Below are 13,748 nucleotides of genomic sequence, written 5' to 3'. Positions count from 1 at the left end.
TTTATTAGCTATCCTACCTGCATCCCGTTTTTAGTGGGTAATGAAGGCGTTAAAAGAGTAACATCGTTTTTATCTTCTCCATATAATCCAAGGACAAGACATTCACTGAAAAAATTAGCAATCTGTTTTTTAGGAAAGTTAACCACGGCTAAAATTTGTTTTCCTATCAATTCTTCTTTCCGGTAAAGAGTGGTAATCTGTGCTGAGGATTTTCTGATACCCAGATCTCCAAAGTCTATTTCCAGCTGGTAGGAAGGATTTCTTGCTTTCTCAAAATCACTGACTGCGATAATGGTTCCGCATCGGATATCTATTTTTTCAAAATCAGTCCAGGTGATGTCTGGTTTTAAGTTCATGGTAATGTATTCATTAAATGTTCAACTTCTGTTTTCTGTTCTGCATATTTTTGTTGGAGCGCCGAACCTTCTCCCATTCTTTTATAATATTCCAGCGCCTTACCGCCGAAGAATTTTTTATGAAAATCAGAAACTTCCGGAATCTGTGGAAATACTTTATGAGTAAGCATTTCGTAATAGGCCTGGAATTCTCTCTCATTTTTGTCTTCTATTACCTGTCCGGGAGCTTTTTGTCTTACATGAAGCATTTCATGAGCAATCATATTCAGGACAAGATTCAGATCAAAATCAAATAAATTCTTTGGAATCATGACCGTTTGGGGACCTCCCAATTCTCCTTCCGCAGTAAGAAGCATTGAAGTAGGAGACCATTCCTGCCTGAATCCAAATCCGGCAAAGTTCTCGTGTTCCAGCTGAAAAGAATGGATCAGATATTTCGCAGCATCCAAAATTTGGTTGTGTTCTTTGTAAGCATCAAGATGGAAACGAATCTGCTCAAAATTCATTTGTATGGGTTTTCTAACAAATGTATTAAAATATTGAGAATCGTAAAGATCTGATAACCGAAAATGTATTTAATTTTATCAAATTCCGGTCTGTATCTCTTTGATTTAAAAGATCTGTAACCTTACTGACCGTTCCGGACTCGTATTCAACGGTCTGTTCACTTTATGACTTCATATTTAGTTTTTGTTTCCGATGGGTTAGTTATCCGTACAAAACAGGACCGGAATTCTTTCCGGTCCTGTTAAACAAGATTAAGTGTAAAATTTAGCCTTTAAAGGCGAAAAGGATAATTTAGATGTGTACAGATTTTTATTGAACTTAATCCATGTTTAAGGGAATTGATAATAAAGGGACTTTATTTTTATAGGCCATAATAGCCGTCTTACTCCTGTGGAAAAGAGATTCCACGATATTGTACTTATAGGGAACCATGGTCAGAAGATCGGAGTTGGTTAATTTTACTTCCTGTTCAATGGCTTTTATCACTTCAATAGACTGAATCATTTTAAAGCTGTATTTAATATCATCCATATCGTATCCGGAATTAAGATCAATGTCATGGAGGACTTCCGTAAAATCTTCCAGTCTTTCACTGACATTGAATACCTCAATATCAGCGTTAAATTCATTGATGAAGTAATAAATATCATTCATGGCAGACCACGTCATGCTTTTATGGGTATCGTAGGCAAAAAGAATTTTTCTGATGCCGGTGTATTCAATATGGTCCGGAATAATCAATATGGGTTTTTTGATCCTGTGAATGGCTCTGGTTACTGTATTTCCGAAAACCCTTTCTTCAATAGTCTTTTCTGCCATACCCATGACAACAAAATCAACCTCATTCATCTGCAGGCAGTTTTCCAGCGCTTCAATAAAAGCCCCGGAAGCCAGATAATGATCCGCTTCTATAGCATATAATGAGCAAATATCAGAAGCCTTATCAGAAATCTTTTTTTGATTCTTAAGCGTCTGCTCATAGAAGAAATCAGCAGAAGCCTGAGCATTTAAGGCATGAACTGAAACCGTCTGCAAGTTAAACAGAACGATTTTATACCCGTTTTCTTTAGCCATAGATGCTGCATAATGGGTTGCATTTTCGGCTTCTTTAGAGAAATCTGTACAGACAATTATTGTTTTCATTATTCCAAAATTGATACGGCAAAACTATGATACAAAGATTTCATAAAGGAGTAAAAAGATTGCGACATTGCATAAAATGATGCTGAAATGTATTTTTAAGGTGATGAAACGTAAGCCATCATTTTAAGTCCGCGATTTAACACTTCAGGTCCCGTTTTGGCAGTCTCATGTAAAATAGAAGGACTTCTTGTAAAATCTATTTTTATCTTTACATGACAAATGAAAATATGAACAATGTTTCTAAAATCAGGAAAAATATAATACGAAGTAAAAAAATCCTTTCGGCCATGAAAAGGAGACTGGTCATCTGGCTGGTGGCTATTATTACTTTTTGTATTTTTTCATATTTGATCAATCCTTTTGATCCTGCCTGGGAAGGGTATCTTCAGACTCCGCTGCAAGTGATTATTGAAGACCTTCTATGGGTTTTCCTTTTCTCGGTAATTATTTCAGAAGTCAGTATTTTCATAGATAAGATTCTTAATAAATTACTTCCCTGGAAGAACCGGACAGTTAAACGATTACTGATTCAATGTGCACTTCAGATTGTGGGAAGTATACTGATTGTGATGGTCATCAATTTTATTATCGACAGCACCTCCGATAGTATCCCGGATATGGATGCCCGTAAAGAATACACCCTTTTAGGACAATGGGTAGCTACCAATATTGTAATCTCCCTTATTATCAGTGCATTTAATACTGTGGATTACCTTCTTGCCAACTGGAAAAAAACGGCAGAAGAAGCAGCACAGCATAAACTTAGAGCCTCCAAACATAAACAGGCCGCTATGGCTGCTGAACTTCAGGCTCTTAAGCTGCAGATAGACCCGCATTTTATTTTTAATAACCTGAGTGTTTTATCCGAATTAATTCTTGAAGATCAGCAGCTTGGCTTTGAATATTCAGAGAAATTTGCAAGAGTGTACCGGTATCTGCTGGTTAATTCAAAGAAAGATATTATTGCCTTAGAAGAAGAATTAAGGTTTTTGGATTCCTATATATTTTTGATTGAAAAAAGAATTGGGGAAGGCGTTATATTTAAAATTGATATTCAGGAAGACTACAGAGCCATGTATACCCTTCCGCTTTCCGTCCAGTTATTGGTTGAAAACGCTATTAAGCATAATCAGACCTCAAAAAGCCATCCGCTGGAAATAGAAATTTATACAACTTCATCCAAAGAATTAGTAGTGGCAAATACCTTTTTACCTTTGATCAATAAGCCAGATTCTTCAGGTGTCGGGCTTACGAACATCAGTGCGCGGTATGAAATTCTTGGATATCCGCAACCGATAATAGAAAAAAATGAAAATCAATTTATTGTAAAACTTCCGTTGATATGAAGCTTAATAAAATTTTAATAATTGAGGATGAAAAGCCTAATGCGGACCGGTTAAAAAGGCTTCTGCTAAAGCTGAGACCTCAGGTCGAAATCGTCTCTGTAGAGGACTCGATTATCTCTTCGGTGAACTGGCTGGAAAATAATCCCGCACCGGATATGATTATGATGGATGTGCGTCTGGCAGACGGGCTGAGTTTTGAGATCTTTAATAAGTTCGATATAAGAAGCCCTGTGATTTTTACAACAGCTTATGATGAGTATGCAGTGCAGGCATTCAAATACAACAGTATAGATTATCTTTTGAAACCTATTGAAGAAGAAGAGCTCGAACTGGCGTTGAGAAGGTATGAAACATTTATAGAAACCGTACCGTTTGTAGGAACTGCTATAGAAGGATTACTTAATTATATTCAGCCTAAAGATTATAGAAAACGATTTCTGATCCCTCATCGCGACGGATATAAAACCGTTTTGTCGGAAGATATTTTATACTTTTATACAGAACTGGGAGTCAGTAAGGCAATGCTTACTACCGGGATTGTTGAAAATGTACCCCAAACATTGGAAGAGCTGGAAAAACAGCTGGATCCGAAATTCTTTTTCAGAGCAAACAGACAGTTTATCATTCATATAGATTCTGTGAAACAGATTTTTAATCACTTTAATGGTAAACTTAAACTTGAATTAAGAAAACAACCTGAAATGGAGGTGATTGTAAGCCGGGAGAAAGCTTCTTCATTCAAATCCTGGATGGATTACTAACTGCAGATCATTATAAAATCATAGAAAGGGCTGTTCTTATAAGAGGACAGTCTTTTTTATGATTAAAAAATACTTCCTGATAAAGAAAAACCCCCTTATGAGAAATTCATAAAGGGATCAGGATATAAAAGAAACAGTTATGATCTGAGGATTATAAAGGAATTGCGTAGCCTAAAGAGATCGCAAAGCCTCTGTTTTTTACGCTTACCCCCTGTTCGTTGGAAATATTATTTAAACCTAAATTATATCTTCCGTCTACAATCAGTTTACCCGGTCCGGCAGGAATAGCCACTCCGGCTCCCATCTGTAGTCCGAAATCTATACTTCTGGTTTTGCCGTAAGCTTCTTTGATCCTGTCATTTTTTTCCATCAGGAAACCTATGGAAGGACCGGCATTCATATAAACCGGTCCGAAGCTATATTTCGCCAGTACCGGAATTTCTACATAATTGAAGTTATACGTCTGAGTTCCGAAGTTGTTTTTGAAACGGGTCCCTTTGCTGATAAAGTTGACCTCCGGCTGTATGGAAAAATTGCCGATTCCTGTTGGTATATTTACTCCCAGGCCTGCCTGAAAAGAGGTTTTGGATTTTTCCCCGTCTGCATTTTTAATAGACTGATTCGCAATATTGATTCCTGCTTTTGGAATCAGCTCTATTCCGGAGTCTTTCTTTATTGGTTTCATCTGCTGAGCCTGTAAACCCAGCCCTAATATGATTGCCGTGATTGCGAAAAACTTTTTCATTTGATAAAAATTTAAATTATTGACTTGTTTTTTGATTTTTTAATACTGCAAAATTATAGTGTTAAAGAACCTGAAACCAGAGTTTTAAACGTGAAACGTATAAATTTAAATGTCAACCGTATTTTTGAAATCCTAAAGTGAAAACCCCTTTTTTTTCAATTTTAATAGCTGAAATATATGGTTTTCCTTTCATTTTTAGTATGATACGCTTCATCTGCGATTAACTACGTTTCACCTGATTTCTGTATGAATCTCCTTATTATATGAGCTTATTTTGCTGTTGTAAAATTTAAAAAAACCAATATTATGAATTACAGAAAAGGATATCTGGTACTTTCACTTACCGCTGCTGCAGTCTTGTATTCCTGCGGGTCAGGGAACGGCCAGGAAAATGCCCAGCCAATACCGGCTTTGCCTACAGACTTCATTCAGGTGAAGTCCGGAAATGAAGATGTCTCTACCGGCTACCCGGGAAGTATGGAAGGGCAGGATAATGTGGAAATTAAAGCCCAGGTAACAGGTTATCTGGAAGCAGTATATATAAAAGAAGGACAGTATGTGAGTAAGGGACAGACTTTATTCAGAATTAATCCATCAGTATACAATGAGCAGGTGAATACCAATGCAGCTGCCCTAAAATCAGCATTGGCGGCTCAGGAAACAGCAAGGCTGGAAGTGGAAAAGCTTAAGCCTCTTGTAGAAGGAAAAGTAGTTTCCGATATGCAGCTGAAAACAGCGCAGGCGAGTTACAATGCGGCATCTGCGCAGGTAGCACAGGCGCAGTCTTCTTTAGGCTCTTCAAAAATCAGTGCGAATTTCACCTATATCAAAGCACCTGTAAGCGGATATATAGGAAGAATTCCAAACAGAGTAGGAAATCTTATCAGTCCTTCTGATGCTTCCCCTTTAACAAACCTTTCAAATATAAACACGGTGAATGTCTATTTTTCAATGAATGAAGCAGACTTTATCGCACACAGCCGGGCCGCAGCATCAGGACAAAATAATGACAATGTAGAATTGATCCTTGCAGACGGTTCTATGTATTCTTACAAAGGAAGACTGGAAAATGCCAGCGGAAACTTCGACAGAACTACCGGAAGTATCCAGATGAAAGCTGTTTTTCAAAATCCGGATAAGCTGCTGAGATCAGGAGGTACCGCAAGAGTCTTGATTCATAATGCATTGGACGGAGTAATCAGACTTCCGAAAACCTCAGTAAAAGATATTCAGGATAAATTCTTTGTATACAAACTGGAAGGTAAGGATAAAGTGAAGATGGCTCAGATTAAAGTTTCCGGAAGTACTTCCCAGGATTATTTCGTAAAAGAAGGAGTACATGCAGGAGATAAAATTGCCGTTAACAGGATTGACGCACTTACAGATGGTACTCCGGTTGCAGCCAAAGTGATTCCTTCAAAATAATGTAATCATTCTTAGAAAATTTGAAAATGTTAAAAAAAATAATTGACCGTCCGGTTCTTGCGACGGTAATATCTCTGATTATCGTTATATTGGGGATTATAGGATTAAACCAGCTGGCGGTAACCCGATTTCCGGATATTTCTCCACCTACGATTACCGTTTCAGGGTCATATCCGGGAGGAAACAGTGAAACAGTGATTCGTTCAGTGGTGACCCCTCTGGAAGAACAGATCAATGGGGTAGAGGACATGAGCTATATGAAATCTACAGCCAGTAATGACGGAACATTTACCATCTCAGTCATATTTAAACAAGGTGTCAATGCGGACCAGGCAGCTGTAAATGTACAAAACAGAGTACAGCAGGCGACTCCGATTTTGCCGCAGGAAGTAATAAGAATGGGATTGACGACTTCCAAACAGCAAAACAGCATGGTGCTGATTTTCAATATCTATACGGAAGACAATAAGCAGTATGATGAAACTTTCCTGCAGAATTATGCCAATATTAATCTTATTCCCCAGATCAAAAGAGTAAAAGGTGTCGGGCAGGCACAGATTTTTGGAATCAAAGATTATTCCATGAGAATCTGGCTGAATCCGCAGAAAATGTCTTCTTACGGGCTTGAGCCCTCGGATGTTTCCAATGCTATAGCCGATCATAGCCTGGAATCTGCTCCCGGTAAATTAGGAGAAGAATCTAATGCCGCATTAGAATATGTAATCCGCTACAAAGGGAAAAAGAATAAACCCGAACAATACGAAAATATTATTGTTAAAAATGACGGAACCAATGTGATCCGGCTTAAAGATGTTGCCCGTGTGGAATTCGGATCTATTAATAACAGCGGAGATAACCTTTCCAACGGAAAAAATGCAGTTACCGTAGCCATCATGCAGACGACAGGATCCAATGCCAATGAAATTGAAATTGGAGTGAATAAAGCGATTGATCAGCTTTCGAAATCATTTCCTCCGGGTATTAAATATACCAAGGTAATGAGTACAAAAGAAAGGCTGGATGAAGCAACAGGACAGGTGAAATCTACTTTGATTGAAGCGTTTATTCTGGTATTTATTGTCGTATTTATTTTCTTACAGGATTTCAGATCTACCATTATTCCTGCGATTGCAGTTCCTGTGGCAATTATTGGTACGTTCTTCTTCCTTTTGATATTAGGATTCACTATCAATGTATTAACGCTCTTTGCCCTTGTACTGGCTATCGGTATTGTCGTAGATGATGCTATTGTAGTTGTGGAAGCTGTTCACAGTAATATGGAAGGAACCAGCCTTTCGGGAAGAGATGCTACTCATAAAGCGATGAGTGAAATTACAGGAGCTGTTATTTCCATTACGTTAGTGATGTCTGCAGTATTCATTCCTATCGGGTTTATGTCCGGTTCTGCGGGTTTATTCTATAAGCAGTTTGCCTATACACTGGCTATTGCAATTATTATTTCCGCAGTGAATGCTCTTACTCTTACTCCTGCATTATGTGCGGTGTTTCTTAAAAACCACCATGCCGAAGAAGGAGGGAAACCAAAAGGATTCGGACAGAGATTTGCCCTTGCCTTTAATGCAGGATTTAATAATATGACCAACCGTTATGCCAAAGGAGTCAAATTCTTAATAGGACGTAAGTGGATCGCAGGCGGACTGGTAGCGGGGATTATCGGATTGTCTGCCTGGTTATTATCAAGTACGCCTAAAAGTTTTGTTCCTATGGAAGATGACGGTTTCTTTATCTATTCATTAAGCATGCCGCCGGGAACCGGACTGACAAAAACTACGGAAGTTTCCAATAAAATCAATTCGATTTTAAAAACAGTGGATGCCGTACAGGAAAATACATCTATTACAGGATTTAACCTGTTGAGTAACAGTGCTGGACCTGCTTATGCGATGGGGTTTGTGAAATTAAAACCTAAAAAAGAAAGAGGTGCTGTTCAGAATATTGATGAAATCATGAATATTGTTAACGGAAAACTGGCAACGATTAAAGAAGGCAACGTGATCAGTTTCAGAATGCCGCCGGTAGAAGGATATGGGGTGACGAATGATGCAGAGATCGTTTTACAGGATCGTATGAGCAGAGATCCACAGGTGCTTAAAGCTAAGGCAGATGAGGTGATCGGCCAATTGATGCAGGTACCGGAAGTTGCGTATGCCTACACGATGTTCAGAGCAGATTATCCTCAGCTGGAGCTTGAAGTTAATGAAGATAAGGCTAAGCAGCTGGGAGTAAGTGTGGCAAATCTCCTGGGAACAGTACAGACGTATTTTTCAGGAGATCAGTCTCAGAATTTCTCAAGATTTGGAAAATTCTACAGAGTGAATATTAAAGCAGACGGAGTGTTCAGAATGGATGAACAGGCGTTTAATGATATTTTTGTGAAAAACACTAAAGGAGAAATGGTACCTGTGAATACTCTGATTACGTTGAAAAAAGTATATGGTCCGGAATCTGTTCAGCGATATAATCTTTACAACTCGTTAAACATCAATGTGGTTCCGAAACCCGGGATAAGTAACGGAGCACTAATGGATAAAATGGAAAAAACATTAAGCCGGCTTCCTTCAGATTACAGTTATGAATGGACGGGACTAAGCTTAGAAGAAAAATCAGCGGGAAATCAGACCGTGGTCATCCTTGGGCTGTGTTTGCTTTTTGTTTATCTGCTTCTTGCAGCCCAATATGAAAGCTATATCCTTCCTTTAGCCGTAATGCTTTCGATTCCGACAGGAGTAGTAGGGGCATTTTTGGGAATAAAAACGATTGGATTTGATAATAATATTTATGTACAGGTCGGATTGATTATGCTTATTGGTCTGCTCGCAAAAAATGCGATCCTTATTGTGGAGTTTGCCGTACAGCGAAGAAAAGCAGGCCTGTCTATTATTGATTCGGCACTGGAAGGAGCAAAAGCCAGATTACGTCCCATTATCATGACATCATTAGCCTTTATCGTAGGAATGATTCCTTTGATGATTTCTACAGGAGGCATGGCTTCAGGAAATAAATCCATTAGTGTCAGTGCGGCTATAGGAATGCTGAGCGGAGTAGTTTTAGGTGTTTTTGTAATTCCTGTCCTGTATATGTTCTTTCAGTATCTGGATGAGAAGTTTTCATCCAAGAAAAAGTATAACATCATAGAAAATCAATTGACCAATGAAAATATTTAATATAAAGAATTTCCTTATTTCAGGCGCAATGGCATCCGTACTGGTGTCCTGCGCTGTAGGGAAACCCTATACAAGAACGGAACTTCAGGTACCGGCAACTTATAAAGAGTCTGTACAGGTAACGGGAGATACCGTAATTCTTCCCTGGAAGACTTTCTTCAAAGATCCTAAATTAATAGGGTTGATTGATAAAGCACTCACCAGAAATAATGAGGTGAATGTTGCTCTGAAAAATATAGAACAACTGGACCTCATCTACAAGCAGGCCAAGCTGTCTCTTATGCCAACTCTGGATTTCAGTGCAGGAGCCAACCGTAGCTGGGCATCTAAAAACAGTCTTAACGGATCTCTTAATGAGCAGTTTTTAGGAACAAAATACATAGATGACTTCAATGCAACACTGAGACTTTCATGGGAAGTGGATATCTGGGGTAAAGCTAAAATGCAGAAAGAATCTGCAGCCGCAGGATATTTTGGGCAGAAAGAAAATCTGAATGCCATAAAAAGCAGAATCGTGGTACAGGTAGCGCAGGCTTATTATAATCTGATCAGTCTGGATGAGCAGCTTAGAATTGCCGAGCAGAACATCGAATTGAGTGATAATACCCTTAAAATGATGAAGCTTCAGTTTACGGCGGGCCAGATCAATTCATTAGCGGTTCAGCAATCAGAGGCGCAAAAGAAAACTGCCGAGCTGCTGATTCCCCTTGCCAGACAGAATATTTCCGTTCAGGAAAATGCCCTGAGTATTCTTTGCGGAGAATATCCGGGAAGGATAGAAAGAGAAGGAACCCTGAAAAAAATGATTCCTGAAAATAAACTTTCAGAAGGACTTCCTGCACGGCTCCTGAGCCGGAGACCGGATCTGAAAGTTGCCGAATTCAATGTCATCAGCCTGAATGCAAAAACAGGGCTGGCAAAAGCCGCCATGTATCCAAGTATCAGCCTGACTCCGCAAATCGGGGTGAATTCCAATAAATTTAATTCCTGGTTTGATATTCCGGGATCAATTACCAAAGCCATTGCAGCGAATCTTGCGGCACCTATTTTCCAGAAAAAAGAGCTGAAGACAGCTTATGAAACAGCTTTGATAGAGCAGGAAAAGGCCGCGATCAGTTTTAAGCAGTCTGTAATGGCAGCGGTAGGGGAAGTATCTGATGCGATGGCAAAATCCAAAGGGACGTCAGAAAGATTGGAGCTTCTGGATCAGAGAGCAGTTATTTTGGATAAGGGAATCAATGATGCTCTTAAACTGTACAAAAGCGGAATGGCAACCTATCTGGAAGTAATTACGGCACAGAACAATAAACTTCAGAATGATCTGGAAGCGATTAATGTTACCCTTGAAAGATTAAATGCCGAAGTAGATTTATACAGAGCATTAGGCGGCGGAGTAGAGTAAACTATAACTGATGAATCTAAGAAGGAAGCTACAAAATGTAGCTTCCTTTTTTATATAGGATTAAAAGCCGAAATCAGTCAATGATCAAAAATATCCGGTTCTTCATAATGATTTTAATCTGTAATTGTGTTTTTTTTATTTTTTACGTTCATGAAATCAATAGGTTATGATTTTTTTTATTTTTTTTAGAAAATTTCATGCAAGATTTTTAAAAAACAGGATTTATATAAATGAGTACTCGAAAATAAATAATGTTTAATGTAAAAAAATAATGTAATGAAGAAATTTACAGTACCCAGAATTTTAATAGCTGCTTTAACAATACTGGCAGGTCTTACTTTGCTTTCGTGTATGAATGATGACAGACCGGAAATCCCGCCCGTAAAATTAGAAGATGTAAAAGGAAATTATAAAGGCAGGCTGATCACTGTACAGGGAAATTTTAAAACAGAAAGTATTATAGACTTTAAAGTAAAAAAAGATACCCTGACGTTTGCAGAATTTCCGATAAAAGAAATTGTAAAATCCGTAGTGAGTGATCCGGTAAAGGCAGAGAAAGCATTAAGAGAAATGGCGAAAGTGAAATATGATGTGAGCTACAAAGCAACGGTAAATACAACCAATAATGTATTGGAATTAACCTTTGATCCTAAGGTACTGTTGCTCAAAATCCCTGTAGATGGAGTAACCAAAAATACATCTGTACTCCTTTCTGCTAAACAAAAAGGCTTTTTTGTAGGAATGGACCAGTCATTAAGGTTTGCTCTTGCTGCTGAAAAGATAACGGTAGACGGGGTGGTGTTAAGCCCTTACGAAACAATTAATTATAACTTTCCATTCTGTATAAAGAACTAGTACATAGATATTATCATAAAATGGATTGTGTTTTTATTAAGATGCAGTCTATTTTTGCTTTATAATTTTAATCATATTCAATCGGACATAGGAGCAATTCATGGAGGAAAGTAAAGAACAGATTCTGGTAAAACACCTTCTTTTGAAAGAAGAAGCAGCCTGGAAAGAGCTTTTTGGAGCTTATTCCGGAAACCTTACCTATATCTGTTCCCGTTACATTACCGAAAAAGAAGATGTTCATGATGTACTTCAGAACAGTTTTATCAAAATGTTTCGCTCGATAGAAACTTTTGAATACAGAGGAAGCGGCTCTTTGAAAGCATGGATGACTAAGATTACGGTTAATGAGTCCTTAAAACATATAAAAGAAAGGGCTGATTTTAAAACGACAGCTGAAATTGATCATCTGGCAAATCTTCCTGATGAGGATGAACCCGATTTTGAAGAGATCCCACGGGCTGTTATTATGGAAATGATCAGATCCCTTCCGGATGGTTACAGAACTGTTTTTAATCTTTACGTGTTTGAGAAAAAGAGCCATAAAGAGATTGCAGGACTTCTGAGTATCGCAGAAAACTCTTCTGCCTCACAGTTTCACAGAGCAAAAAGCTTACTTGTTCAGAAAATTAAAGAGTTTAAAATGTCAAAAAAAGCACAATATGAATAATGAATGGTTAAATAACCTGCGCAGCAGAATGCAGGACCATGAAGAGGATGTTCCTGATAGGTTGTGGAATGACATCAGGGATGAATTATTCTCTGAAGATGATAAGGAAAATAAGATGAGCGGTTTTGTGCCTCAGGAATTGCAGCATGAAGATGAAGTGGAAAAAGTAGATTCAAAACCCGATCACAGACGATTATTTTACCGTATCAGTGGTGTTGCAGCTGCTGCTATATTGTGCTTTTTTATGACAAAACTTATTCCTCATGCTGAACAAAATAATAATTCCTCACTGCATTCGGGAATGACAAAAGGAAAGTCCGGAAATCCTTTAAAAGGCAGCGGAAATAAAAAAAATCCTTTTACTGAAGGAATATCATCATACGGAACAATGGCGGGAAATAACCTGAAAGATGACCTGAAGATTCATACTGATTGTACAGTTGCAGATCATGAAGATATAATTCATAGTGTATTTAAAATAAAAAACACGGAAAAAGTATTTAGTCAGGAGTTCCCGATAGCTCAAAATCTGCTTCCCGTTAAAGAAATAGTGTCAGATCCTGTTCAGCCGAAAGAAATCAGTGACGTTTTTGTTTATCGTGAAAATCAACAGGAAAAACAATATGCCGATCATAAGAAATCGAAGCCTGCAAAATCCTGGATGTTAAGTATGCTTACAGGAAATGCCACTTCAAATGCTGCTGAACAACAATTTCCGGGTTATGCTTCTATAAGTGGAAAACCGATGAATATAGCCGAGGTGTGGAGTGCCTCGAGCTACCATGATGATCCGCTTACAGAACTTCTGCTGGCTAATCAAAGCCAGCCGGTAGAGGCGAGAATCAGGCATAAAGTACCTGTTACACTGGGATTATCTCTTTATTATAATTTAGGTAAGAAATGGGGAATAGGAACCGGATTGAATTACACCAAACTGACATCTGAGCTTCACTCGGGGAGTGAAAATAATTATATCAAAGGGATTCAGTCTGTTCATTATATCGGAATACCGGTTCAGGTTAATTATAATGTTATTCAGAAAGGACGCTTTACAGGGTATATAACAGGAGGGGCGCTGGTGGAAAAATCTGTTTCAGGAAGTCTTACCACCACTTATGTGGTCAATGATGAGGTAAAAGAAACCTCAAAAGAAAGTCTGGATAATAAGAAATTGCAGTTTTCAGTTAATACGGCTGCGGGTCTACAGCTGAAAATTATTGACAAACTGGGAATTTATGCAGAACCGGGAATTGGATATCACTTCAAAGATGACAATGCACTCAATACGGTTTATAAAGAGAAACCTTTACAATTTAATATAAAATTCGGAATCAGGCTTTTGCTTGATTAAACATA

Annotated in this window: 12 protein-coding genes; 8 read left to right on the top strand and 4 right to left on the bottom strand. The window is 38.2% G+C overall.

Features of this window, described 5'->3' with window-relative positions; all coding sequences use genetic code 11:
• Window positions 1-8: 8 nt before the first annotated feature.
• The 3 genes from JO178_RS11975 to JO178_RS11965 form a co-directional block, all read right to left on the bottom strand.
• Window positions 9-356: a tRNA-binding protein gene (locus tag JO178_RS11975; protein ID WP_291935754.1), complete on the bottom strand. Its 348-nt coding sequence runs from the start codon at window positions 354-356 to the stop codon at window positions 9-11.
• Window positions 353-862, bottom strand: a complete 510-nt coding sequence (locus JO178_RS11970; RefSeq protein ID WP_291935752.1) for a hypothetical protein — start codon at window positions 860-862, stop codon at window positions 353-355. Before JO178_RS11970 ends, JO178_RS11975 begins: the two co-directional genes overlap by 4 nt.
• A 319-nt stretch (window positions 863-1,181) precedes the next feature.
• Window positions 1,182-2,006, bottom strand: a complete 825-nt coding sequence (locus tag JO178_RS11965; protein WP_291935750.1) for a universal stress protein — start codon at window positions 2,004-2,006, stop codon at window positions 1,182-1,184.
• Between the two features lie 287 nt (window positions 2,007-2,293).
• Here JO178_RS11965 and JO178_RS11960 point away from each other — a divergent pair, with 287 nt between their 5' ends.
• Both JO178_RS11960 and JO178_RS11955 read left to right on the top strand, forming a co-directional pair.
• A complete protein-coding gene (locus JO178_RS11960; protein WP_291935747.1) occupies window positions 2,294-3,352 on the top strand; it encodes a sensor histidine kinase in 1,059 nt (352 codons plus the stop codon).
• Entirely contained in the window at window positions 3,349-4,113 is a 765-nt protein-coding gene (locus tag JO178_RS11955; RefSeq protein ID WP_291935745.1) for a LytTR family DNA-binding domain-containing protein, read from the top strand. The genes JO178_RS11960 and JO178_RS11955 overlap by 4 nt, the downstream gene beginning before the upstream one ends.
• A gap of 151 nt (window positions 4,114-4,264) precedes the next feature.
• Here JO178_RS11955 and JO178_RS11950 read toward each other — a convergent pair whose 3' ends face one another.
• Window positions 4,265-4,858: a porin family protein gene (locus JO178_RS11950; RefSeq protein ID WP_291935741.1), complete on the bottom strand. Its 594-nt coding sequence runs from the start codon at window positions 4,856-4,858 to the stop codon at window positions 4,265-4,267.
• Window positions 4,859-5,164: 306 nt separating this feature from the next.
• Here JO178_RS11950 and JO178_RS11945 point away from each other — a divergent pair, with 306 nt between their 5' ends.
• The 6 genes from JO178_RS11945 to JO178_RS11920 all read left to right on the top strand — a co-directional run bounded on the left by JO178_RS11945 (window position 5,165) and on the right by JO178_RS11920 (window position 13,743).
• Window positions 5,165-6,283: an efflux RND transporter periplasmic adaptor subunit gene (locus JO178_RS11945; protein WP_291935739.1), complete on the top strand. Its 1,119-nt coding sequence runs from the start codon at window positions 5,165-5,167 to the stop codon at window positions 6,281-6,283.
• Between the two features lie 26 nt (window positions 6,284-6,309).
• Entirely contained in the window at window positions 6,310-9,468 is a 3,159-nt protein-coding gene (locus JO178_RS11940; RefSeq protein WP_291935737.1) for an efflux RND transporter permease subunit, read from the top strand.
• The gene (locus tag JO178_RS11935; protein ID WP_291935734.1) at window positions 9,455-10,870 is read left to right on the top strand and encodes a TolC family protein; all 1,416 of its coding nucleotides are present in this window, start codon (window positions 9,455-9,457) and stop codon (window positions 10,868-10,870) included. Before JO178_RS11940 ends, JO178_RS11935 begins: the two co-directional genes overlap by 14 nt.
• 276 nt (window positions 10,871-11,146) lie before the next feature.
• Window positions 11,147-11,725 carry a DUF4840 domain-containing protein gene (locus tag JO178_RS11930; RefSeq protein ID WP_291935732.1) on the top strand — a complete coding sequence of 193 codons (579 nt, stop codon included), beginning with the start codon at window positions 11,147-11,149 and terminating at the stop codon, window positions 11,723-11,725.
• 100 nt (window positions 11,726-11,825) lie between these two features.
• Window positions 11,826-12,392 (top strand): sigma-70 family RNA polymerase sigma factor, encoded by a 567-nt coding sequence (locus JO178_RS11925; RefSeq protein ID WP_291935729.1) that lies wholly within the window; start codon window positions 11,826-11,828, stop codon window positions 12,390-12,392.
• Entirely contained in the window at window positions 12,385-13,743 is a 1,359-nt protein-coding gene (locus tag JO178_RS11920; RefSeq protein ID WP_291935727.1) for an outer membrane beta-barrel protein, read from the top strand. Before JO178_RS11925 ends, JO178_RS11920 begins: the two co-directional genes overlap by 8 nt.
• Window positions 13,744-13,748 lie beyond the last annotated feature (5 nt).

The organism is Chryseobacterium sp. (genome assembly GCF_019236175.1).
Classification (GTDB): domain Bacteria; phylum Bacteroidota; class Bacteroidia; order Flavobacteriales; family Weeksellaceae; genus Chryseobacterium.
This window is presented reverse-complemented; position numbering and strand designations above follow the sequence as displayed.